Source organism: Paraburkholderia lacunae, assembly GCF_003353175.1.
Taxonomy (GTDB): Bacteria; Pseudomonadota; Gammaproteobacteria; order Burkholderiales; family Burkholderiaceae; genus Paraburkholderia; species Paraburkholderia lacunae.
On record NZ_QHKS01000040.1, the window covers coordinates 25,996 to 50,421 of the forward strand.

Here is a 24,426-nt window from a genome sequence, read left to right on the forward strand (position 1 = left end):
TTCATCGTCATCGAACGGGGCGGCCGTCGCCGGGCGGATGCTTCGCATCGGCGAGCACGGTCGCGAGCACGAGTGCGGCGATCAGCCCGAGATGTTCGAAAAAGCTGTTGAGCGCCGTGAAATGCTCGGCGCCCGTGCGGTTCCAGAAATCGTTCGCCACCGCCATTGCGACGAGCGTCAGCATGCCGAGGCTGCCGGCGCCGAGCCACGTGAAGCGGTTCAGCACCACGCTCAGCGAGCCGGCGATCTCGACTGCGATCGCGAGCGCCGCCCAGAGCGCGGCCGGATGCAGGCCGAAATGCGCCTGTTCGGCGACCGCGCCGTCGAAGTCCAGCGCCTTCGCGACGCCGCCGATCAGGTAGGCGGACACCAGCGCCAGACGCACGAGCGGCAGGATCCACGGCTGCGCCAGCAGCGCGCGGACCCACGCCGGGTTGCCGAAGCCGCCGCGGTTGGTCGAAGCCGCCATGTCAGATCGCCCAGCACGAACAGCCGAACGCGCCCCAGAAGCCCTTCGCGTCCGACGTCGGCAACGCGCGGCTCCATGCGCCCGCATGCGCATGTCCGTGCACGTTGCATGCGCTCGCGCAGCCGCACATCGCGGCAGCAGCCGCACGCTGCAGCGGTGCGCCGTTGCGCTGCGTCGCGCCCCAGCCGCCGTAGCCGCCGTACTCGCGCACGGGCGACCAGTCCGGCATCGCGGGCGGAATCGGCGCATCGTGCGACGCGAACGGCCCCGCGCCCCATACGATCTTTCCGCCGACCACCGTCAACAACGCGGTCGTGTCCGCAATATCGTCTTCCGCACACGCGAAGAAATCGCGATCCGGGACCACCAGATCGGCGAGCTGCCCGACCGCCACACGCCCTTTCTTCCCTTCCTCGTTCGAGAACCAGGTCACGTATTCGGTCCACATGCGCAGCGCGGTCTCGCGATCGAGCAGGTTGCGTTGCGGATACATCCGCAGCCCGCCGACCGTCTTGCCCGTCACGAGCCATGCGAGCGACACCCACGGGTTGTACGACGCGACGCGCGTCGCGTCGGTGCCGGCCGACACCTTGATGCCCTTCGAAAGCATCTTCGCGACGGGCGGCGTCGCTTCGGCTGCCTGCGCGCCATAGCGCTCGACGAAGTATTCGCCCTGGTACGCCATGCGATGCTGCACCGCGATGCCGCCGCCCAGCGCCGCAATACGATCCATCGATTTTTCGGTAACGGTTTCCGCGTGATCGAAGAACCAGTTCAAACCGGCAAGCGGGATGTCCTTGTTGACCTTCTCGAACACGTCGAGCGCGCGGCTGATCGTTTCGTCGTAGGTCGCATGCATGCGCCACGGCCAGCGGTTCTGTGCGAGCACACGCACGACACCTTCGAGATCGTCTTCCATCTGCGCCGGCAGGTCCGGGCGCGCGACGCGGAAGTCCTCGAAATCGGCCGCCGAGAACACCAGCATCTCGCCCGCGCCGTTGTTGCGGAAATAGTCGGTACCGTCGTGATACTTGACGCTCTTCGTCCAGTTCACGAAGTCTTCCTTCTCGGCATTCGGCTTCTGCGTGAACAGGTTGTACGCGATCCGGATCGTCATCTCGCCCGCGTCGTGCAGCTTGCGGATCACTTCGTAATCGTCGGGATAATTCTGCGAACCGCCGCCCGCATCGATCACGCCCGTCACGCCGAGGCGGTTCAGTTCGCGCATGAAGTGGCGTGTCGAGTTGTACTGGTATTCGAACGGCAGCTTGGGCCCCTTCGCGAGCGTCGCGTAAAGGATCGTCGCGTTCGGGTTCGCGAGCAGCAACCCGCTCGGGTTGCCCGCGGCGTCGCGCAGGATCGTGCCGCCCGGCGGCTCGGGCGTGTCCTTCGTGTAGCCGACCACACGCAGCGCGGCCGCGTTCAGCAGCGCGCGGTCGTACAGGTGCAGGATGAACACCGGCGTATCGGGCGCGGCCGCATTGAGTTCTTCGATCGTCGGCAGCCGCTTCTCGGCAAACTGGTGTTCGGTGAAACCACCAACCACGCGCACCCATTGCGGCGCGGGCGTGATCGCGACCTGCCGCCTGAGCATGTCCATCGCGACCGCGAGCGACGGCACGCCATCCCAGCGCAGCTCCATGTTGTAGTTCAAGCCACCGCGAATCACGTGGCAGTGGTTGTCGATCAGGCCCGGCAGCACGGCGCGCCCCCCGAGGTCGACGACCTTCGTCGCGCGGCCCGCGAGCGGCACGATCTCCGCGTTGCCGCCGACCGCGACGAAGCGGCCGCCCTTGATCGCGACGGCGGTGGCGACGGGGTTCGCACGATCGAGCGTCGTGATGCGCCCGTTGTGCAGGATGAGATCGGGTTGAGTATCGTTTGCGCTCATGAAATGTCCTCGATGCGGTCAGAAGCCGAGCCAGTGACGGACCGGCGCGATAGCCTGTGCGCCGATCAGCATGCCGGCCAGGCCGACCAGGGCAATCAGCGGCGGTGCGGGAGAACGAACCTTAATTGCGCTGTAGATCACACCGATCAGCAAGCCCGCACCAAGGGAAACCAGATAGGGTTCCATACGATCAATTTCTCGGACAGGTTGGAATGCAGGTCGCACGTCCCGGCAGTCGCTCCGAGGATGGCTTTGGTGAATTGACCACGAATCGCCACCCTCATTACGTGTTGCCGACGCGACGCGTTCACATCGAACACGCCACATCAGCACCGCCAGTCGCGACGGCCTATGGTCACTTCGCCGGCACAGGCGCGATGGCCTCGTGAGCAGTGGCGGTGCGTTGCGCGGCCTTGTGGACCATCGTGTATGCGTAGTCAACGCCCATACCGTAGGCCCCAGAGTGCTCCTTGACGAGGTTCATGACCGCGTCATAGGTCTCGCGATGGGCCCAATCCCGCTGCCACTCGAGCAGGACCTGCTGCCACGTCACCGGCACCACGCCGGCCTGGATCATGCGCTGCATCGCGTAGTCGTGCGCTTCTTTGCTGGTGCCGCCCGAAGCGTCGGCTACCATGTAGATCTCGTAGCCGCCTTCGAGCATCGCGCAGAGCGCGAACGTGTTGTTGCAGACTTCTGTCCACAGGCCCGACACGATCACCTTCTTGCGGCCATTGGCGGCCAGCGCGTCACGAACCTTCTGGTCGTCCCACGAGTTCATCGAGGTACGCTCGAGCAGCTTCTGGCCCGGGAAAACGTCCAGCAACTCGGGGTACGTGAAGCCGGAGAACGACTCGGTTTCGACCGTGGTGATGGTGGTCGGGATGTTGAAGATTTTCGCGGCCTTGGCAAGGCCGACCGTATTGTTCTTCAGCACCTGGCGGTCGATCGACTGAACGCCGAAGGCCATTTGCGGCTGCTGATCGATGAAGATCAGCTGACTGTTCTGCGGGGTGAGTACTTCAAGTTTCGGATTGCTCATGATTTCTATGTCCTTTGAACCGGTCGGAGAAAAGTCCACCTCGCCGGAATGATCGGGAGGATTCCAACGTACGTTTTCGCTGGCGAAAGCTGTCGTCCAGCTGCGTTTATTTGACATGCAAAAGCAGAAGATCAACAGTTAAAAAAACGGAAATAATCTAATTCAAAAAATTTACCCCTTAAATAATCTGAATGGACCTTCTCTTAACACCTGGAAGCCGATACGCTTTCAAAGAGTTTTCCGCACAGAGCCTGTGCAACCTGCTGGAAGTCAACGAGGCCCGCAACATGAAACCGTATTTCCTTTCGCTATTCGCCGGCATGCTTGCCGGCGTCGTTTATGGTGCGCTCGACGTGCAGTCGCCGGCCCCACCCACGATCGCGCTGCTCGGTCTGCTGGGCATGCTGGCCGGCGAGCAGATTCTGCCTCTCGCGCGGCAGGTGCTATCGGGCCTCAAGCTGGGCGCGGCATGGCGCGAAGCGAAATGCAGCCAGCACATGTTTGGGCGGCTGCCGGGTGCTCGCGTATCAGACGTGGCCGCAAGAGACCAGCAACCATCGTGATGGGCCGCCACTCACACGAGTGCGCGCTGTATCAGCTGCCGGCACACGAATGAACAACGTCGAGCTCTTCCAATATCTGCTGCTACTGATCTGCGGCGCGGGCGCGCTGACCTGGCTCGCCAGCCGCATTGCCATCCCCCCTGCCGTCGTTCTGCTGGTGGGCGGCTGCATGATCGCAGTCGCCGGCAAGCGCGTGCCCGACATGGACCCCGACCTGTTGCTGGCAGCCGTCCTGCCGCCGCTGCTGATGTCGAGCTCGTTCTACACGGCGTGGAAGGAATTCCGGCAGGAAATCGGCACCATCATTTCGCTCGTGCTCGGGGCTGTGACGTTCACGACTTTCTCGGTCGCCTCCGCCGTGCACGCCTTCAACCCTGGGCTGCCATGGGCCGTGTGCTTCACGCTAGGTGCGATCGTCTCGCCTCCCGACGCCGTGGCCGCGAAGGCGATCCTGCAGCGCAACCCGCTGCCCGCAAGGCTAGTAGCCGTGCTGGAAGGAGAAAGCCTCGTCAACGACGCGTCCGGCCTGCTGCTCTACCAGATTGCGGTTTCGGCGGCGCTGGCAACCACCATCACCGTTGCGGGTGGAACGGGCCTGTTCTTCATGCTCACGCTGATCGGCGTCGCGATCGGTCTGCTATGCGGCCAGGCGATGTGCTGGGTGCTGCCGCGCCTGCGCGATCCCATGCTCGGCATCGTTGTGACCTTTGTGGCAGCCTGGGCGAGTTTCGGCGTCGCTGAGGCCGTCCACGGCTCGGGCGTGCTTTCCGTTGTGACCTGTGGCCTCGTGCTGGGCATCCGGCAGCATCGGGTATTTGACGCCGATATGCGCATCAAGGCCAAGGCAACCTGGGAAGCGATCGTGTTCGTGCTGGACGCGCTCGTCTTCATCCTGATTGGCCTCGCGCTGCACACCATACTCGCGCGAGTGAATCACGAAGGCGCCGTATTGATGGCGGGCCTGCGCGTCGCATTGCCGGCGACCGCGGCGGCAATCGTCGCCCGGCTCCTGTGGGCATTCGCGGCGGTCTGGCTACCGGGCCGCATCCGTGGGAGGTCACCAGGGGCGCGGCCGTGGTCGTTCGGCGAGGCGGTCGTGCTCGGATGGGCTGGCATGCGGGGCGTCGTCAGCCTCGCAGCCGCGCTTGCGCTGCCGGGCAATTTCCCGAATCGTGACCTGATCGTCTTCAGCGCCTTCCTGCTCATCATCGCGACGCTTGTCCTGCAAGGCGCGAGCCTGGCGCCTCTTATCCGGTTGCTTAAGTTGCGCCCGAGCGCACGCCGTACGATGTCCGAGCATGAGGCGCGCGTGCATACGTTCGGTGCGTCGCTCGCCGCGCTCGAGAGGACCGGCAAGCGCACGTCCGGCATTGAACATACGACGTTGGAGCGCCTGCTCGCCGAATACCGGATCCGCGTTGCCGCGAACGAAAACGCACACGCGTTTGGCGCCGAGCAGGTCGAGCACCGCGCGCGCTTCCTGCGCGTCGAACTCGATCTGGTAGGCGTATCGCGCGAGGCATTGCTCGACCTACATCGTGACGGCAAGGTGGACGACGCCGTGCTGCATCGCATCGAGTCCGAACTCGATCTCGAGGAGCTGCGCCTGTTGCGCCTGCTCGAACCGTAACGGGGTGCTCGTCTCCTTCAACCTGCACCTCTGATCGCTTTAAATTAAGAAAATTCAGAGGCGACATCTATTCTGACGCCGGGGGACTGCGAGAGGAGGCACCCATGGATGCTCACGCCGCGCTCGCGTGACATGGGCAAGACGTGAGGGTGAGAGCGGTCAGGCATTGCCACCGTCAGGCCCGCTTCCTTGCCCGGACGCGGGATTTGGCGAGAGACGTTCGATCAGCTCCAGTATTTCCTCCGACGAGAACGGCTTGTGCAAGAACGCACGTGCGCCCTGTTCAAGAGCCCGACCAACAGACGCGTCGTCGCCGTGCGACGATATGAAAATCACCGGAGCGTCCACGCCCCGTTCGAGCAGCAGCCGCTGAACTTCGAGCCCATTCACGCCCTTCAACTCCAGATCCAGCAGGATGCAGCCAGCGCTCCCAGCCTGAGCAGAGGCGAGAAAATCCTCTCCGGAAGAAAAAGGCACCGCGGTATGCCCGGCTGATTTCAGCAGACTCGTCAGACTCTTACGTATCAACGCGTCGTCATCGATGATGCAGACAATGGCCATTTAATTAAAACCAGATATGTGTCGCGATACGGCGCCGGCGCGACTTTGAAGCTCGCCCGCTTCGCCCTGTGGCTTGCCGCGGCGGTGTCCATGCCGGCAGGCGGCAGAATCGCGCGCTAGCCGCTACATATACGTGACAGTTGCCGGCGCCGCCATAGTCAAAGCGATCGGCGAGGATCGCCGGGTGGCCGCCAGCAAAGTGTCGATGCTGGGGCTCGACAGGTAACGGTCGCTGACCTGCGTGCGCTCACCGGCCTCCTCGAGTTTTTCAAATGCGTACGTGCGCACGCAGTCAAGCAGCGAATAATATTTCGATAATTCGGCCGCGTGCACGACGAGCAACGACTTGGACGCGAGGCTCACCACGCAATCAAGCACGGCGTCGTGGCCCAGTTGCTCGCAAGTGGCGAGCGCACAGGCCGCTTCAAGCCTGAAAGTAAAGGGGAATACCGCGAGTCGCCGCAACACGGTACGCTCAGCCTCTCCGAGCAGCTCGTAGCTCCATTCGACACTCGCCCGCAGTGTCCGCTGCCTCGGGTGCGCAGTGCGCAGCCCACCGGAGAGCGACAACAGCGATCGGTCCAGATCTGCCGCGAGCCCCTTTATGCCGAGCGATGCGGCCCGCGCGGCGGCAAGCTCCAGCCCCAAGGGTAAGCCATTGAGCCTTCCACACACGCTGGCGATCATCCGCAGCGTTTTGAGGTCGTGGGGGAAGTCCGTCCCCATCGCACGCACACGCGCGATGAACATCCTGACTGCACTGCATGCCTCCAGATCGCTCTCGCTCGCCTCGGTGTCGGGTACAGCAAGTGGGTCAACCCGGTAAATGCGTTCGTAAGCGACCCGCAGTGGCTCGCGGCTTGTCACGATCATCGACACCACTGCATGCGAAGCCGCGATGGCTTCGCAGAACCCTGCCAACTCGTCCACGCACCGCTCGGAATTGTCGAATACGAGTACGAGCTCGCGAGCGCCTATTTCGCGCACGACGTCGTCCATGTCGCCTTTGCAGGAATCTCCGGAACCGCGAAGCGCACGCAGCAGCGTTGCCATAAGTGTGTCACGCCCGGTCAGGCTGGCAAGATCGACGTGACACAGCTTGACCCTGCGCGAACATGCCAGGGCCGCCGCGGCTTCGAGTGCAAGGTGTGATTTGCCGACACCGCCGGGGCCCACCAGGGTCACGAGCACTTCCCGCTCGAACAGGTTACGAAGCTCTGCGAGCTCGTGTTCGCGCCCAATCAACGGCCATTTACGCTGTGCGGCGAGCGCGTGTGGCTGCGCGGGTACAGCGTCGCCAACCGGCACGCGTGTACCCGCGGCGGGCGGCGCGAAACGGTAACCCCTGCCCGCCTCGGTCCGGATCCAGCCGTGCTTGCCGCCAAACAACTTCCGTAGCGTCGAGACATGTACCTGAATATTGTTCTCAACGACAACTGTGTTCGGCCACACGGTACGCATGATCTGGTCCTTCGTGACCAGCCCCCCTTCGGCGCTGATGAGAAGTTCCAGGATTTCGAAAGCTCGGGCTCCGATATGCTGAGGCTGACCATCGGCGAACACCTCACGGCATTCTAGAGAGACCGACACTCGATCAAAATTGTGCATTTCCCACGCTCTCCACACATTCGCCCGTGCCTCGCGGCGCTGGCATCGTGCCGTATCTGCTCCGCGCTCGTCGTGCGGAGCAGATACGGCAGGGCTCATACGCATGCTAGAGGGTGGATAAGCACTGGACCATTATCCATAGGTCTAAGCTCGGTCCCACCCGTGGCGCGAACCTGCCCAGTCCGTCCCCGTGATGCGAAAACCGAGTGCGACTTCCGCAGGCAGTGCGGCCTTCACGGCATCGGCGATCTCCAGTGCGAGTCGCATCCGGTTCTCGAGCGTGCCGCCGTAATCGTCCTGCCGACGATTGGCGAGCGGCGAGAGAAACTGATGCAGCAGATGAACGTGGTGGAGGCCGCGTCCGATCCGAGCGCCATCGTCTTCATGCTGATAGGGATCGGCCTGATCGCTTCCGTCACGATCGGAACCAATACCATCTGTTCCGCTGCAACGTGATCTCGCAGGAGCACACTGACGCCTGAGCGGGACGCCGTCCGACGTACCACCGCGCATCATGCGGTCACCGGCTCGAAATCGTCGACCTCGGCCGTGCGCAGCACCGACGCGAGGATCATCTCGCGGGCATTCAGCGCCGGCGGCTGGCAGTGGCGCGGCTGGAAGACCTCGTCGCCACGGTGGATCGCTCGTCCGCTCATCGCGCACACGCCCGGGCCACGCGCGCGGGCCGCCTGCCAGATCTGGTCGCCGTACGAGCAACGGGTCGCCTCGCTCCACGCAATCGTGGCGGTCACGTCCGTCTGCCGCTCGAGCAAACGAATCGTCGCCTGATGTACCGCACAGGATGCAATCCCGTGAGATTGCAGCACACGCTCGGCCACCATCGCAGGATAGGCGTACACGCGCGACAGCAGATCGACCGTCCACCGCCACGGATCCCGATTCGTTTCGAATATCGACATGATGCTGCACTCCTTTGTCCCGCCGGCGTACTGCGCCGGCGCGCGCGTCTCGACAGACTGGTACCGCGTGCTATCCAGCCGTCGCCATGATTCGCCAACGATGCGGCGTGTTACCGACGAACCGTCGGAACACCATCGTGAAATGCGCCTGTGACCGGAATCCGCAGGCGAGCGCGACATCGAGCACGTTCAGCTTCGACGTCACAAGCAGCGTCTGCGCGCGTTCGATCCGGCGTTTCAGCAGGTACTCGTGGGGTCGCAAGCCCGTCGCCCGCCGAAACTGGGACGCGAACTGCATGCGCGTAAGCCCGGCGCTCTCGGCCATGTCGGCGAGTCCGATCGGCTCGGACAAGTGAGCATCCACGTATTCGGCGACATGCCGCATGCGCCAGCCCGGCAACGCCGCGTCATGCGCCCGCCGCGCCATGCCTTCGAATCGATGCGCAACGAGCCGCGATACGATCGCGAGGCCCACCGCGTCGACGAATATCGCGCCGCACGCGATGTCGCCGGTCTGTGCGGCGACAAGCGCCTGAGCGAGCCGTTCGATCACCGGGTCGTATCGCAAGCGCGGATCGTCGAGCAATACGTCCGCTGAGGGGCCGTCGTCGAAAAGGCTCTGATAGCACTCGGTCAGGCAGCCGGGCGAAACGAACAGATGCAGGACGTCGCACGCGCAATGGAAGCACGCTCGCGTCGCAACGCGTGGCGTCGTCACCTGGATTGCGCCCGGAATCACGCGGCCGTCAAACAGAACCTCGTCTGCGTGCTCAAACCTCAACGATGTGCATTTCAGGTTGATGCCGACGCAATGAAGCGCGTCATGGCCGCCGTGCGCGACCTCCTCCGGCTCGACGAGATGGCGCGTCCAGCGCGCCAGCCTGACCGCGCGTCGGGCCTTGTCGCCCGGACAGCGCCAGAGGGATTCCAGCTCGACCCGATCGCCGCCGGGCCTCAATCCTGAAGTGAGCGACGGAATCAGGGTAACTGGCAACGAAGTCTTCATCGCGGTAGCCCGGGGGCGCGTTCACGGTACATGCCTGAATGATGGATACGCCGGCGGAGACTTTCTTGAACGTTCTTGCCCGGCATTGCACGATTTGATCCGGCAATAGTAGCCTCGAACGTCGCCGGTGACCAGATCAGTCATGGTTCGCCCAATTCCTTAAGCAATTGCTGAATCATCAGTGGAATTCGAAGCATAAAAATTTTATAAAGCGCACTTTCACGCGCGACTTGTTCGAATTTTCACGTGCTAAGATTCAGCCCAAAGCTGGATGCGCAGCGTCCGGTTTGATCACGCGACGCAGGAAGCCAACCGCCCGCATTGCCCGCCCCGTGGTTCACTCGCACGCATGCGCATCCGCCCCGATGTCGAAACCGGAAGCCCCGAATGTCCATAGCTGAGCTATCGCGACTTGCGTCGCTGGCATCCGCGCTGCACGCGCCGCTCCCGCAAGTCGCGGGCACTTGGCAGCCGGATCCCGCGGTCGCACGCGAACTTGAAACACTGGCAGAGGAGTTAACGAACGGCGACCCCGTATCGACGCGGCTTGGTACGCTGTTGCGCGATGCGCTCGCCTCTCCGCACGCGCAAACGCGCGGTGTCGTACACGGCTTGCTGCTCGCGATCTACGGCCACGCCGCCGGGCCCGGCGGCGCGGCGCGCTCGCTCGAGCGAGACACCCGCGGAATGACTGCACGCCAGTATCGGGCGCTACTCGAACATGCCAACACGCATCTGTCCGCGTCGCTGATGACAGCCGAGCTTGCCGCCGCGTCGACGCTGAGCGCCGCGCATCTGTCCCGTGCACTCAAGCGCGCGACCGGCGAGACGCCGAAGCAATGGCTCCTGCGGCGGCGCATCGAGCGAGCCAAGCAAATGCTCATACGAAACGATTGCTCATTAAGCGAGATCGCAGCGGCCTGTGGCTTCTCACATCAGAGTCACCTGACCCGCGTATTCGTCAAAGTGACCGGCGCCACGCCGCGTGCCTGGCAAGCGTCGAGGCGAATACCCATGCAGTCGCGGGCGGAACGGACCCGCGCGCCGTCGCGCTAAGTCGCCGGGACTCACCGATGTCCAACCATTACGGCAACGAAGCCGCCCAGTACTTCAGACTGCCGCCCATGCCGGTGCTCAGGAGCTCAATGCTTCAAACGCCGGACGTCACGATTACGCGCCTGACGTCCACGCCGGGCGCCGTCAACCTGACCGACCCTATCCCGCCGGAAAACGCGTTCGTTCTGTGCCTCCAGCTGCAGCCGCTGCCCCGGCACGAGCTGTGGTTGGACGGCAAGCCCGAGCGCGTGACTCCGTACGCTCGCGGAGCCGTGTCGGTGGTCGATCTTGCCGCCCGCCCCTCCGCGTTCCTTCCCACGGCATTCGACTGCCTGCAGTTCTATCTGCCGGAAGCTTCGCTGCAACGTATCGCCGCCGCGGAAGACTGCGCCGCGATCCGCGAACTCGCCATTCCGCACGGCATCCAGGATCCATTCGTCGCGACGATCGGGCAGTTGCTGCTGCCCGCGCTTGCCGGCAACACCGTGCCGCAATTGTTTGTCGATGGTCTGTTGATCGCGCTGCATAGCCATCTCGCGGCTACGTACAGTGGCGTGCGGGTCGCGGATGCGCGCAAGACGGGGGCACTCGCACCGTGGCAGGAACTGCGCGCCAAGGCGATGATCGACGCGCACCTCGAAGACGGCCTGTCGATCCTTGAGCTCGCCGCCGCGTGCGAGCTCTCTCCCGCTTACTTCTGCCGCGCATTCCGCCGCTCCACCGGGCTCGCGCCGCACCAGTGGTTGATGCGACGACGCATCGACATCGCGCGCGATCTGCTCGAACGCGGCACGTTGTCGATGACGGAAATCGCGATCTCATGCGGCTTCGCCGATCAAAGCCATTTCACGCGTGTGTTCTCGCAGATGACCGGCGGCACACCGCGCGCATGGCGTCAAGCGCGGCAGTGAGGGCGGCAACCCGGCAAGCGCGCGGCCGCCTCTCCGACGCGACATATCGCACCTGCCCGGCCTCAGGTTTGCATGCGGGCGTGCTCGCTCAGCTATGTGTGCGGGCAGGCTGGACGCCCAGCGCCTCGGCCTTGCGCACGAGATCCGGCAAGGTGCGCACCCGCATCTTCTTCATCACCTGCGCGCGATGAACCTTGATCGTGATCTCCTGCACGGACAGGTCCCAGGCGATTTGCTTGTTCATCAGGCCCGCGATCACACAGGCCATCACTTCGCGCTCACGCGGCGTCAACGTCGCATATGCCCGGCGATCGTCACCTAGCGCGCGCTCGCGCCCGAGTCGTTGGCTGTCGAGCGCGAGCGCGCGGCCGACGGCGTCGAGCATCTCCTCGTCGTCAAACGGCTTGGTCAGGAAGTCGAGCGCGCCGCCCTTCATCGCCTTGACCGACGCGGCAACATCCCCGTATCCAGTCATGAACAGGATCGGCATGGTCAAGCCGACGCGCGCCACTTCCTCCTGGACCGCGAGTCCGCTTTCGTCATCGAGTTGCAGGTCGAGGATCAGGCAGCTTGGCACGTCGGGACGACGGAACTCGAGCAACGCGCGCGACGAAGCAAACGCTTCGACAAGGTAACCCGTCGAGCGCAACAACGAGCTCAACGATCGTCTCAGCGTCTCGTCGTCGTCGACGACATAGACGATCGGCGCCGCATCGTCCAATCTCGGGTCGCCGGACGACGCGGAATCCAGCGTGCACGACATGGCACCTCCATGCGGATCAGATTCATCGTTTCCGGATGATAATCGCGCGCCTGGCGGCTTGTCAGACACCCCCCTGGTTACACGAAGGGCAGGCACGCGCCGCGGGCGCTCGAGGGGGGTGCCTGAATTTTCCCGCGACCTGCCGGACAATGCGGGGGCCGCGACGACGATGCCTGCGGCCCGACTGGCGCGTGGCGGAACCGACACGCCGGCCGGCAGTCGCCCAGTTCCACCATTTTGAGCGTCCGACTATGAACATGCGCCCTGCCCTCCCGGCCGATGCGAGGCGGATGGACGCCGACTGGCTCGCCCGCGCGAAGTGGACCAACATCACGCGATCCGACAACGTGCTGACGTTTGACGTAACGGATCCGGACAACGGCATCGTCTGGTCAGCGCGCCAGACCTCATGGGAGCTCGACCTGCGCTGCCGGCAGCTCGAGCGTGAGTTCGCGTTGAACCAATCGCTGGAGCCGGAATGGGCGCTTCTGGCGGTCGCGCTGATTCGCGCGAGCGACGGCCCGGTTCTCGTCCACCCGCACACGGGCGGCAATACGTTCGATTCGCTTGCGGATGGCCAACTGCCGCTCGACACCTTCCTCGACCTGTCGCTCGGCGCAGTGCGCGCCCTCGCCAAGCTCCATCGCCGGTCCTGGCTGCACAGCGACCTGCGGCCGACGAGCCTTTTCGTCGATCAAGACGGCGCGGTGAAGCTCCGCTCGTTCGCCCATGCGAGGAAGCTGCGCAACGACACGGAAGCGTCCGGTACGATGCGCGCGGATTTCGCTGCCTATGCGGCCCCCGAGCAGGTAGCGTCGGAAAACGCGCGGATCGACGAGCGGTCGGACCTGTATTCGCTCGGCGTCACGCTGTTCCGCCTGCTGACGGGCTCCATGCCGTACAAGGCGTCGTCGACGTCCGAATGGATTCACGCGCACGTCGCCATGCAGCCGTCGCCCCCGGGCGCGTTTCGCAACGGCGTGCCGGCGATTCTGGAGCGCGCGATCCTGAAGCTGATCGCGAAAGAACCGGGTGAGCGCTATCCGTCCTGCGATTCGCTGCAGCACGACCTCGAGCACATTCGCCGTGATTGGCTCGCGCCTGGCCGCGTCGAGCCGTTCGAGCTCGCGAGCGCCGACCCGCTCGCGCGCCTGCGCATACCCGACGTACTGATCGGCCGCGCGGCGCAATCGCGTCAGCTCGCCGACACGCTGAGCCAGGTCGCGCGCTCCAGCGAGACCGCGATCGTCCTCATCGAAGGACCGGGCGGCGTCGGCAAGACGGCGCTCGCCGACGAGTTTGCGCGCCACGTGCGCGCGGCGTCGCCCACATCCTGCTGCGCATCCGGCAAGGTCGCTCAGTACCATCCCGCGAGGCCGTACGCGCCGGTGCTACAGGCACTACGCTCGCTGTTCGGCAGCGCGCTGGCAAGGCGCGATGACGAGATCGCTGCGATAGTCGCACGGCTGCACGACTGCGTCGGTCGACAGGCGAGCCTGCTGGCCGGCATTTTTCCGGAAATCACCTGGCTGATCGACCTGGAACCGCTCACGCTCAGCCACGCGGGACCGGCGGACGTGATTCCGGAGTTCCACTTGTGCCATGCACTCGTGAACGCATTCCGCGCATTCGCGGGGCCAGCCGAGCCGCTGCTCCTCATGATCGACGACATCCAGTGGGCCGACGACGCGACGCTCGCATTCATCGCCTCTATAGCAGCGGACGGGCCGGCCAATATCTGTCTGGTCGCCGGATACCGCAGCGAGCAGGACCACACGCCCGCGTTCCAGGCATTCCTGCGGCAACTCGATCGGGCCCGTGTATCGAGCATCACGCTGGCTCCGCTCGATCCACACAATGTCGCGCAGATGCTTGCCGCGATGCTGGGCGAGGTGCGCGGCCAACTGTCGGAGCTAGCCAACATCATCCACCGCAAGACCGGCGGCAATCCGTTCTACGTACAGCAGTTGCTGCGCGCGCTGATCGACGAGCGGCTGCTCCGCTACGACTCCGCGCTGCAAACCTGGCAATGGCGATCGGCCGACATCGACGCGCATCGGCAGACCGAGAACGTCGTGAGCCTGCTCGTCACCCGGCTCGAACGGCTGACACCCGGCGCGCGGGCGATGCTGTCGCTGCTCGCGTGCGTCGGCACCCGCGCCGATGAGACCCTGCTGTGCGCGGTGGCCGGCACGACGCCGGCCGAACTCCGCCTCCGGCTGGAGCCGGCCCGCAAGGCGGGCCTGGTCTGCATGCGCGACGGTCACTGGAGCTTCATGCACGACCGGATGCTCGAGGCCGCGTATGCGCTGATCGCTCAGCCGGTGCGCGCCGCACATCACGCGAACATCGCCGCGGCGCAGCTCGCGCGCCCCGATGCAGCGTCGGCACAAACGCTGCTCGATCTCGCCGCTCACATCGAGGAGGCGATGTCCATACCGCTCGAAGACAGCCAGGCGCTCGCGTTCGCGCACGCGCTCGTCAGTGCCGCGGAAGCCGCGGCCGCGGCCGCGGCGCGCAAACGCGCACTGTCGTTCCTTGCGTCCGCACGAACATTGCTCGGTCCGCAAGGCTGGGCCCGTCATTACGCGCTCGCCAGTCGGATAGGCATGCTCCGTTGCGGCATCCTGCTCGCGGAAGGCGAAACCGCGCAGGCAGGCATCGAAATCGACGAGCTCCTGGCTCGCACGAGCACGCCGGCTGACCGCGCCGAGGCGCACCGGCTGAAAGCTGCGCTGTTGACGGTGGAGTCGGAATACGAGCGAGCGGTCGACATCGCCCTCGCGGGACTCGCTCTGCTCGGCGTGGACCTGCCCGCTCATCCGACCGAAGCGGATCTCACGGCGGCCTGCCAGGCCGTGCGCGATGCGCTCGGCGAGCGGCACGTCCACGAACTGGTCGATCTGCCCGCGATGACCGACCAGCGGATCGGAGCGACGATGGCGCTCCTCACCGCGCTCGAGGCCGCCCATTTCTACCCGAGCAGCGGACTCGTGCTGTTGCACCTGGCGATGATGGTCCGGCTCACGCTGCGCCATGGCGTGACGGCCGCATCGGTGCAGGGACTCGCGTGGTACGGCGTGAGCATCGCGGAACATTGCGACGCGTATGAGGAGGGTTTCGAATTCGCGAAGGTCGCGCTCGCGCTCGTCGAGCGCCACGGTTTCGAGCGCTATCGCTCCGCGACGCTCGTCGCGCTCGATCAGGTCAGCGTCTGGACCCAGCCGCTCTCGTATGCGCTCGACCGCGCACGCGATGCGAAGGCCGCCGGCAACGCGAGCGCCGAACTACGCTGGATGTGCTACAGCTGCAACCACATCGTCAGCGACCTGCTGGCGATGGGGGAACCGCTGCCGGCGATCCGCGAGGAGATCGAACCGCTGCTCGAAGTCGCGCGCGGCGCGCACTATGAAGACATCGTCGACCTGGTGTCGACACAGTTGGAATTCGTCGATGCATTGCGGTTCGGTTACGATCGCCCGGTCGGCTCGTGGCGGGCCCGCGCGGGGACCAAAATGCCAATGTCCGTACTGCAGTTTTGGACCGACGTGCTGAAAGGCCAGGCTGCATTCCTCTTCGGCGACATCGACACGGCGCGCGCGTCGTTTGATGCCGCCGCGCCGCTCGCATGGTCCACGCCGGCCCACATCATGCTCTCCGACTTCTATCTGTTCAGTGCGCTCGCGGAGATTGCGTGCGACAACGGCGCGACGCCGCCGGAGCGGCTGATCGATCGCCTCGATGCACACCGCGCCAGGTTCGTCGCATGGAGCGCACTGAATCCGCATACGTTCCGCAACAAGCTCGCGTTGATCGACGCAGAGTTCGCGCGCATACGCGGCGACCATGTCGCCGCCATGCAGCACTATGAGTCGTCTGCGAATCTCGCGGCCGAACGCGGCTTCGTGCACGAACAGGCACTTGCACATGAGTTAGCGGGACGCCATGCCGCGTTGCTCGGCCTGACCGGTCCGGCGCGCCATCAGTTGCGTGTTGCGCACGCGTGCTATCGGCGATGGGGTGCGACGGGCAAGGCGCATACGATGACGGCCCTGCATCCGTTCCTCGTCGTCGATACGTCCCTGCACGGGGTGACGGCCGCTTACGCGCGTGAGGATCTGGACTTCTCTCTGGCAATGCGAACCGCGCACTCGCTGTCCGAGGAAATTGTGCTCGAGCGGCTGATCCAGACGCTGATGCGCAACATGGTGGTGTACGCCGGCGCGCGCTATGGACTCCTTCTGCTCGCGCGGCACGAGAAGCTCGGGATCGAAGCGGTCGCGCGCGTCTTCGGCAACGACGTGATCGTCGACATCGCTCACGGCCAGCCGACCGAACAGGACGTGCCGTTGTCGATCCTGAACATGGTGGTTCGGACCCGCAAGCCGATCCTGCTCGGAGACGCACAGCGCCAGGGAATGCCCGAACACGTCCACAGCCTGAGCGCGCATCCAACGCGTTCGGTGTTCTGCCTCCCGCTTCTGAAGCAAGGCACGCTGATTGGCGTGCTGTATCTCGAGAATGCGCTGACCCAGGGCGTGTTTTCGCCGCGGCGCGTCGCGATGCTCGAGGTGCTCGCCCCGCAGGCGGCGAACTCGCTCGAGTCGGCGCGGCTCTATGCGGAGCTGATCGACGAAAGCACGCGCCGGATCGAGACCGAGGCCGCGCTGCGGCATGCGCGAACCGAACTCGCTCGCACCGCGCACATGACGGTGATGGGAGAACTGGCCGCATCGATCGCGCACGAAATCAACCAGCCGCTGACCAGCGTCGTGACGAGCGTTGGCGCATGCATGCGCTGGCTGCGCGGCGAGCAGCCGGATATCGACGAGGCGCTCGCGAGCCTCGAGGACATCCGGGCATCGGGCGTACGCGCGGCCGACATCGTGCGTGCGCTGCGCTCGCTCGCAAAGCAGGCGCCGCCGGCGATGGCGCCGCTCGTGATCGATGATCTGATTCGGGACATTCTGCGGCTGACCGCAACCGAAATCAACGCGAAGAACGTGCAGCTGCGTGTCGATCTGCGCAGCGGTGGCATCAAGGTGCTGGCCGACCGGACGCAGATCCAGCAGGTCATCTTCAACCTCGTGACGAACGCTCTCGACGCGATGGACGGTATCGCCGCGCCGCGCGAACTCGCGGTGACGTCGCACGCGAGCGACGGACACGTGATCGTCGGCATCGCCGACAGCGGCGGCGGGATCGACGGGGAAATCACCGCGCGGATCTTCGATCCGTTCTTCACGACGAAGTCAGGCGGGATGGGGATGGGCCTCGCGATCTGCCGGTCAATAACCGACGCGCACGGCGGCACGCTCGACGCCGCTCCGCGCGCGGCGCGCGGCAGCGTGTTCACGTTCAGGCTGCCAGCCGGGACAGCGCCCTGAAGCGCGCGACTGCGCGACGTCGCGCGAGGCCTTCATTCGCCGAGTGCTGCGGCTTTTCGCAGAAAGGTGACACACAGCCATGCGGTCTTTCGGAACGTTCACGGTCCAGTAACTCGCGGACGGTGCGGGCACGCCGGCACTGGATCATGATGATGCGTTCCTTGCCTGGCTGGTTGTCGGCCTTTCAAGAGGCGGACACACCGTGTGCTTGGGGAAATCCGACAGACCGCGGGCTGCTGTTGGCGACACAGCGACATATGTGGAAAGGCTCATCCGAAGCCAACCCAGGTTCGCCTCGGCCGCCGAAGGTTCAAGACCTCGCGGATTTCAAAATTCCAGTCGCTGCGTCGTTCTCCAGGCATCGGTCATAGAACGTCAGGTGCGACGATGACCGCACCAAACAACCCTGGTTGTTGATGAATCGATACGGCGATCTCCGCTTCGTCAGGTGTCGACTACCCAGCGACCCCGGCGCTGGTTCTGTGCAGGATTGACCGCACGTCCAACCCCGCCGATCGCCACACGCGACCAAACGGGTCGAGCGCGTGGTTCGAAGGAGCAGAGTCATGTCCTGTCTCATCCTGTCTCACTGTTCTCCGAAAAGCCCGTTTTGAAGACGCCTACCAGCGTGGAGCCGCATTGATTCCCGATTCCCTTGGTAACTAGACTGCGCTGTGGAGCGAACCGATGGCCACTCCTGCTCTCGCTGCCGTGCCCGATGATGAGCCCGTGCCAAGCACGTTCGACGAGCTCATTTTCAAGCGCGATCTCAATGAGGTTCACCTGCTGCTGGACTTCATTTCCGGACGACCCGATTCCCATATCTGGGATATCGGCGACGTCAAATTTCCGGATCGAAGCAGCGGGAACGGCGCGGTTCTGACGGCGTACCAGGTCATCGAACGCATTTGCGAACTACGTTATCCGCCACCGACGGGACAAAATACGCCAGACAAGGCGGAAAATGCGGCGCTCCTTTTGTGCGTGAAAGACAGATTGAATGCGGTTGCGTATCCGGCTTGCGGCTTGACGATCGCGTATACGTACGTCTTTCTTGAGGAAATCGAGAAGTCCGGACGCCAGGAAGCGTCGTCCGGGCGTTCCAGGGCGCGCGCTTTAGTTGCGAGAACGGCGTATCCAGGCCTGATTGTGAGCGCGACGCGGTTTCGCCGCTTTCATAAGACTGTGGCGTGGGCGGGTGTTGCCATCACGCTGCTGGCGGCGATTCTATTGTGGTTGGTTGTGTACGGCGTGCAGCTGACGTCGCGGTTCGAGGAAGACCAGAAGAGCGCGGCCGACGTGGCGACTCAGATATACGCGCAGGTCGACAAGGAAAACGCGGCAGTGCCCCCTCCTGCGCAACAAACCCACGAGAGCGCCCCAGTGCGGTGCGGTGCGGACAAGATCGAGCAGCAAAGCAATCAGATCAGGCTGTTGTGCAACCAGTGGTCCTACGATCAGGCGCGCTACGACAAATCGATCAGCGACGTCGCGACGTTTGCCAACCATTGGCCCTCCAGCTGGCTGATGACGCCCTTCCCGACTTCTCCGGGACTCAGGGAAAGAGGCGAAAGCGGATATGTCGCAAAGCAGGAAAACATTCAGTCGATTACGCTGGTGCTGTCTGCGTACGCGAGCTATGTATTGCCGGTGATGTTTGGCGTGGTCGGCACGATTGCGTCTTTCCTGCGCGACATCGGCAACCGGCTCACCGGCAGTACGCTCGCGCCACGCGATGAAACGCTCGCCATCATCCGCCTGATTCTGGGTGCAATCGCGGGGCTCGCGGTCGGGCTGTTCTTCACGCCCGCGTCCGTCGCGGCGCAGGTGAGCTCGGGCGCCGGGGTGCTGACGTTGTCGGCATCGGCAATCGCATTTCTCGCCGGCTATGGCGCAGACGGGTTCTTCCGGATGATCGACGGGATGATTACGCGCGTGTTCAGCCTGGACCGCCCCGACAAGTCTTTGCCCCCCAGGTGAGACTCGGGTAGTGGGATGTGGCTATGCCGGATCAGCACGTAAGACACCTCTCTCAGGGCCTCATCCAAACGAAATTGTTCGTACTGTCGGCACATTCCGCCGCACCAACGACAGACAATGCGTCAGATGTGCGAAAACCCGTGGGCGCACAATCGGGACCCGGGCGATGCGGACGGACACAACTTCAACGTGTAAAACGAGTGATCTCGCGATGCAATCTTGAGTTGTCGCCTGGAATTGCGCACCCGGGTCATTGATAAACCCCCCACCCCTGCGGTTGGAAGCAGAAGTTCGCGGTCGCTATGTGTGGATAAGGCCCGGTCAGCATCCCTTGGCGGACGTGCTAACGCCGGACCGCGAAGGGCTGATTGGGTCGGCGAGATTGGCAGCCAAGCTCACAGTTGCGTCGGCGGCAATTCGGCCTTATGGAAAGCGTCACATAAAGCAGAGCATAAGCGCGTACCTTGTTCTTCCCCCGACAACTGACGGCGTTTCTCCGTCAACGTTTCGTCGTGCCGGGTCGATGCCGCCTTGCCGTTCGTGTTCAGGGTAAAGAACGGCCCGAGGCGATCGAGATCCCGGTCCGACTAGCCGCTGTGGACGTCAACAAGACCTGCGAGAGGCTGGTCAGGAAGCCTCAGGCGCTCCACCTCCCGGGATGTCGAAACTCGCCGATTGACGTCGCCGGCCATCAACCACCCATACACCAGACTTGACCTTATCTCACAGAAATCACGGGGATACCTGACAAGGTATTTCCTGTATCCGTCATTTACAGGATATTTTTTGTATTTGTCGAATACAGAATATATACTGTGCTTGTCATTTACAGACTGACCACTGTTTTTCAGACTACCCGAGGTCGCCCGTGGATTATCCCGTTAAAACCCCTCTCCAGTTGCGGCCGCTTCTTGTCGGCTTCCGCAAGGCCGCCGGACTCACGCAGGCCCAGATGGCGAGCCATTTGGGGGTCACCCAGCAGACCTACGCCCAGCTCGAGGCAAAGCCCGAATCCGCGAGCATGGATCGGCTATTCCATGTTTTGAAGGTGCTCAAGGTCGATATCGTTCTGACTCATGTGTCGGGCTCGGCGAACCTCGAGGGCCGCCTACCCGGGCGTCTGCGGACAGTGGAGTCGCCGGTCGCGGTGAAGCAGCGCGTGACAAAAGAGCGCGCGACTACCGCGGCAGCGAAGACGGCGGGCACCCGAAAGGCCGCCCCCACACCGGCACGCGGTAGCAGGCAAGGCTCGCCGAAGCCGGTCACACGGAAGCGAGTGGCGCCGTTGGCCGCTGCCCCCAAGAAGCGGGAGGACTGGTAACAATGGGCCGCCGCGCACACGCCAGGAGACTGAACCTCTGGATGAACGGGTTGCCCGTAGGCACCTGGGAGACCACCCGGGACGGGGAGAGACTCACCTACTTCGAAGATTGGATAGCAGACGAACAGGGGCGCCCCCTGTCCCTCTCGCTGCCTTTCACGGCCGGCAACCAGTCCTATCGGGGCAAGGTAGTTTCGGACTATTTCGATAACCTGCTGCCTGACAGCAAGGCTATCCGCGAGCGCATCGCAGGGCGCTACAAAACTGGCGGCACGTCGCCTTTCGAGTTGCTAGCCCAACTGGGCCGAGACTGCGTAGGTGCTATCCAGATGCTGTCTCCAGACGAAACCCCGGTGGATCTTGAGCAGATCAGCGGGCGCCCCCTCGACGAGGCGGAAATTGCGCGGCTACTGCGGGAAGTAACGGCCCCGCCTGTAATGGGTCAGCGTGAGCCCATCGACGACCTACGCCTGTCCATCGCTGGTGTGCAGGAAAAGACCGCGCTTCTATGGCACGACGACCAGTGGATCATCCCGGAAGGCAGCACCCCGACCACACATATCCTGAAGCTACCTCTTGGACTGGTCGGAAACATGCGCGCCGACATGCGCACGTCGGTAGAGAACGAGTGGCTGTGCTCGAAAATCGTCGCCGCGTATGGTTTGCCCATCGCAAGATGCGACATCGCAACCTTCGAGGACCAGAAGGTGCTCGTCGTCGAGCGATTTGATCGCAGATACGCGAGCGACGGTTCATGGATCCTGCGGCTTCCGCAGGAGGATATGTGCCAGGCGACCGGGACGTCCGCTGCGGCCAAATATGAGTCAGATGGTGGACCTGGAATCCAGAAGGTCATGGAAGTCCTGGCCGGTTCAGAGCAGTCCGCGATCGATCAGCGCTATTTCTTCATGACGCAGATCATTTTCTGGATGCTCGCCGCCACCGACGGGCACGCGAAGAATTTCAGCATCTCACACCTGAAGTCCAATCGCTATGAGGCCACTCCGATCTATGACGTTCTCTCCGCGCACCCGATCATTGGAAACGGGCCGAACCTGTTTTCTCCGCGTCGGGTGAAACTGGCAATGGCGGTACGAGGTAAAAACGCTCACTACCTGATCAATGATATCCGGCGTCGGCACTGGATTGCCCAGGGGCAACGAGTCACGCTGGCCCCGGCTGACGTCGACGAGATGATCACTACCCTGACCGACATGACGGAAGGTGTCGTCGCGGAGGTTGAGGCGCTGTTGCCGGCCGCGTTTCCGAAGGACGTGTCAGACAAGATCTTCGAGGGCCTGCGGCAACAAAGCGCGAAGCTTGCCGCCTCGTAGGCTGGTGATGGCGTCCTGAGAGGGCCGGTGACGCGAAGAAGTGGCGTTGCCTGGCTCGATCTCAAAGCGTTAGCGCGTCCGGTAACGGCGTCGTGACCAGCGACGAAGGAAAACCGCTGCGTCGGCGGGGTTGCGTCATCGTGCTATTTTAGGGAGACGTGCAAGGCTGGGTGAATGAACTGCGCAATCCGGAGCACTGGCAACCCGGCTGCATAGCTGTCGATGAGCAGGGGCGCAGTTGGACGACCATCGCGGGCAACGGGAGCGATGAAGCATTATGGGCTGCGCAAAGACCCGATCCAGGAAAGGACAACAGCTCCGGTCCCTGCGCCGGAAACGAAACCTCAGCATTGAGAAGGCGATGATAGAACGACATATGGTTGTGACGGCGTTTGAGCTTCCGGGTTGCAGGATAGAGCGCTCCTTCGGTGTCGCCCGCGGAATCATCGTTCGATCTCGATCCATCGTCGGAGCGCTTGGAGCATCCCTCCAGACAATATTCGGTGGAAACATTTCGCTGTATACATCGTTATGTGAGCGGGCGAGACAAGATGCATACGAACGCATGATTGCGCAAGCCGAGGGCTTGGGGGCAAACGGCATCATCGGTATGCGCTACGACGCAACCGAAATAGCAAAGGGAATCACAGAGGTACTGTGTTACGGGACGGCGGTCCGTGCAACGCCGTTGTTATTGCGCGTACCGGTCGGGCCTGCTTGAAGTTGTTCAAATTGGTCCAGCCGCCCTCTTTCGTCGTCAGCCTGGCGCTACCGAATGGGTCGCCGTAAATTGCCGCCGCATCGCGGGCAATGGTGTTCTGGTATGCCTGTGAATTCTGTGCAGATTACGACAGGAGGTCGCTTCAAGCCTGACAAGGCTTGGCCGGCCGAAACGTAGCACGCCTTTATGCGGATGACGGTTATCGGGATCGCGTCATGCTCGACGGCGAGAGCTACCGCGTTCCACGTCCGATGCCCGAGAGCAACAAATCAACACTTGCAAAAGGAGGTAAAAACAAGGATCTTGATCCTTGTGTCGGGTACGGACGCAACGGTTCGAACGTTCGAGCTGGCACAGCCGAACGCCGTTGCGGAGTTCGTCACAGACTAGCGGTCCTGGTCGCCGGCCGCTGCGTTCGTCAGCTTCGCCTTGGCCAGCCGCGCCGTCGCAAGTGAGGGAATCGGGCAAGCGGCTGTCTCGAAGCGATTGCGGCAACTTCACTCGGCCTTGTACATCGCATCGGGCAGGCGCGAGCGAGGCATTTGTCAACTTGGCCACCCGGCCCAAAACATCTTCACGGTTCCAGAGACAGCCACAAAGGCAATCACCCAGAAAAGTATCGGCCCACCGGCACCTTTGATCTTGATAGCAGCGAATTCAAACTCTACAGGACCACGCGTCGCCTCCAATGTGACGACCAGGAAATAGGCGAGGCAGCCGATGTACGGAAGAATGAAGAAAACCGCGTAGTTGCCCAGGACGAAGTCTATAAAGTCGTCATCCGCCCATGCAGGCGGTATGGTCACAAATATCGCCAAGAAGACGGGGCCGATAACTAGTGCGCCCAGTATCAGACTCGCACATATTTTATGCACAAGATCCTTCCAGCCTCTCCCCTCCACCTTCGTAATTTGGTTGCTTGCCATTACCATCCTCCCCATGACAGTCGACGTTTAGCGTTACAAAACGTTATCGGGCGCAGCGAATGTGGCTCAGGGCGATAGATGCTCTTGACGAAAACCAGCCCAAACCGACAACTCAGTGTAGGACTGTTCTTCGTAATGGCCAACATAAGCGCCCCCTACATTCGCCCTTCACTTCGCTTGCCTTCCCAATGACACATAGAAGATCTGTTAGCAGTGTAGTGGTCAAGTTATTTCGGACAGGGAGATAGGTTCTTTCACTGTCGGTTTCGCCTCGTAGGCAGCGGGCGACAGATAGCCCAAAGTCGAATGCAGGCGTACGGCATTGTAGAAACCGACG

The 24,426-nt window shown here is 63.2% G+C and carries 20 protein-coding genes and 1 pseudogene; 10 read left to right on the top strand and 11 right to left on the bottom strand.

The annotated features are described in order from the left end of the window. Nucleotides 1-7 precede the first annotated feature (7 nt). From DLM46_RS35055 to DLM46_RS35070, 4 genes are all read right to left on the bottom strand, one after another. Nucleotides 8-469, bottom strand: coding sequence for a DoxX family protein (locus DLM46_RS35055; RefSeq protein WP_115108808.1), 462 nt, complete (start codon nt 467-469; stop codon nt 8-10). 1 nt (nt 470) lies between these two features. Next, on the bottom strand, nt 471-2,360 hold the full coding sequence (locus DLM46_RS35060; RefSeq protein ID WP_115108811.1) for an amidohydrolase: 1,890 nt from the start codon (nt 2,358-2,360) through the stop codon (nt 471-473). An 18-nt stretch (nt 2,361-2,378) separates the two neighbouring features. Then, nucleotides 2,379-2,546, bottom strand: a complete 168-nt coding sequence (locus tag DLM46_RS35065; protein WP_115108813.1) for a DUF1427 family protein — start codon at nt 2,544-2,546, stop codon at nt 2,379-2,381. 169 nt (nt 2,547-2,715) lie between these two features. Next, nucleotides 2,716-3,402, bottom strand: coding sequence for a hydrolase (locus tag DLM46_RS35070; RefSeq protein WP_059867247.1), 687 nt, complete (start codon nt 3,400-3,402; stop codon nt 2,716-2,718). Nucleotides 3,403-3,689: 287 nt separating this feature from the next. Here DLM46_RS35070 and DLM46_RS35075 point away from each other — a divergent pair, with 287 nt between their 5' ends. Further along, nucleotides 3,690-3,965, top strand: coding sequence for a DUF1427 family protein (locus DLM46_RS35075; RefSeq protein ID WP_115108864.1), 276 nt, complete (start codon nt 3,690-3,692; stop codon nt 3,963-3,965). Between the two features lie 49 nt (nt 3,966-4,014). Further along, nucleotides 4,015-5,595 carry a Na+/H+ antiporter gene (locus DLM46_RS35080; protein ID WP_115108815.1) on the top strand — a complete coding sequence of 527 codons (1,581 nt, stop codon included), beginning with the start codon at nt 4,015-4,017 and terminating at the stop codon, nt 5,593-5,595. 159 nt (nt 5,596-5,754) lie between these two features. Here DLM46_RS35080 and DLM46_RS35085 read toward each other — a convergent pair whose 3' ends face one another. The 3 genes and pseudogenes from DLM46_RS35085 to DLM46_RS41030 all read right to left on the bottom strand — a co-directional run. Next, on the bottom strand, nt 5,755-6,156 hold the full coding sequence (locus DLM46_RS35085) for a response regulator transcription factor (protein ID WP_115108818.1): 402 nt from the start codon (nt 6,154-6,156) through the stop codon (nt 5,755-5,757). 123 nt (nt 6,157-6,279) lie between these two features. Continuing rightward, nucleotides 6,280-7,764 (bottom strand): ATP-binding protein, encoded by a 1,485-nt coding sequence (locus DLM46_RS35090; protein WP_165848134.1) that lies wholly within the window; start codon nt 7,762-7,764, stop codon nt 6,280-6,282. A gap of 156 nt (nt 7,765-7,920) precedes the next feature. Further along, nucleotides 7,921-8,112 (bottom strand): annotated as a pseudogene (locus DLM46_RS41030) (oxidoreductase); the annotation flags it as partial. On the opposite strand from DLM46_RS41030, the gene DLM46_RS41035 reads away from it, so the two are divergent. Beyond that, on the top strand, nt 8,095-8,220 hold the full coding sequence (locus tag DLM46_RS41035) for a hypothetical protein (RefSeq protein ID WP_279635261.1): 126 nt from the start codon (nt 8,095-8,097) through the stop codon (nt 8,218-8,220). The pseudogene DLM46_RS41030 and the gene DLM46_RS41035 overlap by 18 nt on opposite strands. 56 nt (nt 8,221-8,276) lie before the next feature. On the opposite strand, the gene DLM46_RS35100 is transcribed toward DLM46_RS41035, so the two are convergent. After that, nucleotides 8,277-8,684: a DUF3331 domain-containing protein gene (locus DLM46_RS35100; protein ID WP_115108825.1), complete on the bottom strand. Its 408-nt coding sequence runs from the start codon at nt 8,682-8,684 to the stop codon at nt 8,277-8,279. Between the two features lie 70 nt (nt 8,685-8,754). After that, complete coding sequence (locus tag DLM46_RS35105) at nt 8,755-9,690, bottom strand: helix-turn-helix transcriptional regulator (RefSeq protein WP_115108827.1); 936 nt, start codon at nt 9,688-9,690, stop codon at nt 8,755-8,757. Nucleotides 9,691-10,077: 387 nt separating this feature from the next. Here DLM46_RS35105 and DLM46_RS35110 point away from each other — a divergent pair, with 387 nt between their 5' ends. Both DLM46_RS35110 and DLM46_RS35115 read left to right on the top strand, forming a co-directional pair. Then, nucleotides 10,078-10,746: a helix-turn-helix transcriptional regulator gene (locus DLM46_RS35110; protein ID WP_115108830.1), complete on the top strand. Its 669-nt coding sequence runs from the start codon at nt 10,078-10,080 to the stop codon at nt 10,744-10,746. A gap of 17 nt (nt 10,747-10,763) precedes the next feature. Then, the gene (locus DLM46_RS35115) at nt 10,764-11,657 is read left to right on the top strand and encodes a helix-turn-helix transcriptional regulator (RefSeq protein ID WP_115108833.1); all 894 of its coding nucleotides are present in this window, start codon (nt 10,764-10,766) and stop codon (nt 11,655-11,657) included. Nucleotides 11,658-11,745: 88 nt separating this feature from the next. On the opposite strand, the gene DLM46_RS35120 is transcribed toward DLM46_RS35115, so the two are convergent. Continuing rightward, complete coding sequence (locus DLM46_RS35120; RefSeq protein WP_115108836.1) at nt 11,746-12,420, bottom strand: response regulator transcription factor; 675 nt, start codon at nt 12,418-12,420, stop codon at nt 11,746-11,748. A gap of 257 nt (nt 12,421-12,677) precedes the next feature. On the opposite strand from DLM46_RS35120, the gene DLM46_RS35125 reads away from it, so the two are divergent. The 5 genes from DLM46_RS35125 (at nt 12,678) to DLM46_RS35150 (ending at nt 23,163) form a co-directional block, all read left to right on the top strand. Next, nucleotides 12,678-17,807 (top strand): trifunctional serine/threonine-protein kinase/ATP-binding protein/sensor histidine kinase, encoded by a 5,130-nt coding sequence (locus DLM46_RS35125; RefSeq protein ID WP_165848135.1) that lies wholly within the window; start codon nt 12,678-12,680, stop codon nt 17,805-17,807. A gap of 687 nt (nt 17,808-18,494) precedes the next feature. Further along, a complete protein-coding gene (locus DLM46_RS35130; protein ID WP_115108841.1) occupies nt 18,495-19,787 on the top strand; it encodes a hypothetical protein in 1,293 nt (430 codons plus the stop codon). 868 nt (nt 19,788-20,655) lie between these two features. After that, nucleotides 20,656-21,108 (top strand): helix-turn-helix transcriptional regulator, encoded by a 453-nt coding sequence (locus tag DLM46_RS35135; protein WP_115108843.1) that lies wholly within the window; start codon nt 20,656-20,658, stop codon nt 21,106-21,108. A 2-nt stretch (nt 21,109-21,110) separates the two neighbouring features. Further along, on the top strand, nt 21,111-22,442 hold the full coding sequence (locus DLM46_RS35140; RefSeq protein WP_115108846.1) for a type II toxin-antitoxin system HipA family toxin: 1,332 nt from the start codon (nt 21,111-21,113) through the stop codon (nt 22,440-22,442). Nucleotides 22,443-22,803: 361 nt separating this feature from the next. After that, complete coding sequence (locus tag DLM46_RS35150) at nt 22,804-23,163, top strand: YbjQ family protein (protein ID WP_115108848.1); 360 nt, start codon at nt 22,804-22,806, stop codon at nt 23,161-23,163. Nucleotides 23,164-23,708: 545 nt separating this feature from the next. Here DLM46_RS35150 and DLM46_RS35160 read toward each other — a convergent pair. After that, nucleotides 23,709-24,089 carry a hypothetical protein gene (locus DLM46_RS35160; protein ID WP_133300430.1) on the bottom strand — a complete coding sequence of 127 codons (381 nt, stop codon included), beginning with the start codon at nt 24,087-24,089 and terminating at the stop codon, nt 23,709-23,711. Nucleotides 24,090-24,426: the final 337 nt, after the last annotated feature.

Excerpts from the sequence above, each read along its gene's own strand:
- DLM46_RS35085 (WP_115108818.1), bottom strand. The coding sequence starts at position 6,156 with ATGGCCATTGTCTGCATCATCGATGACGACGCGTTGATACGTAAGAGT.
- DLM46_RS35120 (WP_115108836.1), bottom strand. The coding sequence starts at position 12,420 with ATGTCGTGCACGCTGGATTCCGCGTCGTCCGGCGACCCGAGATTGGAC.
- DLM46_RS35125 (WP_165848135.1), top strand. The coding sequence starts at position 12,678 with ATGCGCCCTGCCCTCCCGGCCGATGCGAGGCGGATGGACGCCGACTGG.
- DLM46_RS35070 (WP_059867247.1), bottom strand. The coding sequence starts at position 3,402 with ATGAGCAATCCGAAACTTGAAGTACTCACCCCGCAGAACAGTCAGCTG.
- DLM46_RS35115 (WP_115108833.1), top strand. The coding sequence starts at position 10,764 with ATGTCCAACCATTACGGCAACGAAGCCGCCCAGTACTTCAGACTGCCG.
- DLM46_RS35150 (WP_115108848.1), top strand. The coding sequence starts at position 22,804 with ATGATAGAACGACATATGGTTGTGACGGCGTTTGAGCTTCCGGGTTGC.
- DLM46_RS35130 (WP_115108841.1), top strand. The coding sequence starts at position 18,495 with ATGGCCACTCCTGCTCTCGCTGCCGTGCCCGATGATGAGCCCGTGCCA.
- DLM46_RS35100 (WP_115108825.1), bottom strand. The coding sequence starts at position 8,684 with ATGTCGATATTCGAAACGAATCGGGATCCGTGGCGGTGGACGGTCGAT.
- DLM46_RS35090 (WP_165848134.1), bottom strand. The coding sequence starts at position 7,764 with ATGCACAATTTTGATCGAGTGTCGGTCTCTCTAGAATGCCGTGAGGTG.
- DLM46_RS35080 (WP_115108815.1), top strand. The coding sequence starts at position 4,015 with ATGAACAACGTCGAGCTCTTCCAATATCTGCTGCTACTGATCTGCGGC.
- DLM46_RS35075 (WP_115108864.1), top strand. The coding sequence starts at position 3,690 with ATGAAACCGTATTTCCTTTCGCTATTCGCCGGCATGCTTGCCGGCGTC.
- DLM46_RS35105 (WP_115108827.1), bottom strand. The coding sequence starts at position 9,690 with ATGAAGACTTCGTTGCCAGTTACCCTGATTCCGTCGCTCACTTCAGGA.
- DLM46_RS35160 (WP_133300430.1), bottom strand. The coding sequence starts at position 24,089 with ATGGCAAGCAACCAAATTACGAAGGTGGAGGGGAGAGGCTGGAAGGAT.
- DLM46_RS35065 (WP_115108813.1), bottom strand. The coding sequence starts at position 2,546 with ATGGAACCCTATCTGGTTTCCCTTGGTGCGGGCTTGCTGATCGGTGTG.
- DLM46_RS35055 (WP_115108808.1), bottom strand. The coding sequence starts at position 469 with ATGGCGGCTTCGACCAACCGCGGCGGCTTCGGCAACCCGGCGTGGGTC.
- DLM46_RS35060 (WP_115108811.1), bottom strand. The coding sequence starts at position 2,360 with ATGAGCGCAAACGATACTCAACCCGATCTCATCCTGCACAACGGGCGC.
- DLM46_RS35110 (WP_115108830.1), top strand. The coding sequence starts at position 10,078 with ATGTCCATAGCTGAGCTATCGCGACTTGCGTCGCTGGCATCCGCGCTG.
- DLM46_RS35140 (WP_115108846.1), top strand. The coding sequence starts at position 21,111 with ATGGGCCGCCGCGCACACGCCAGGAGACTGAACCTCTGGATGAACGGG.
- DLM46_RS41035 (WP_279635261.1), top strand. The coding sequence starts at position 8,095 with ATGCAGCAGATGAACGTGGTGGAGGCCGCGTCCGATCCGAGCGCCATC.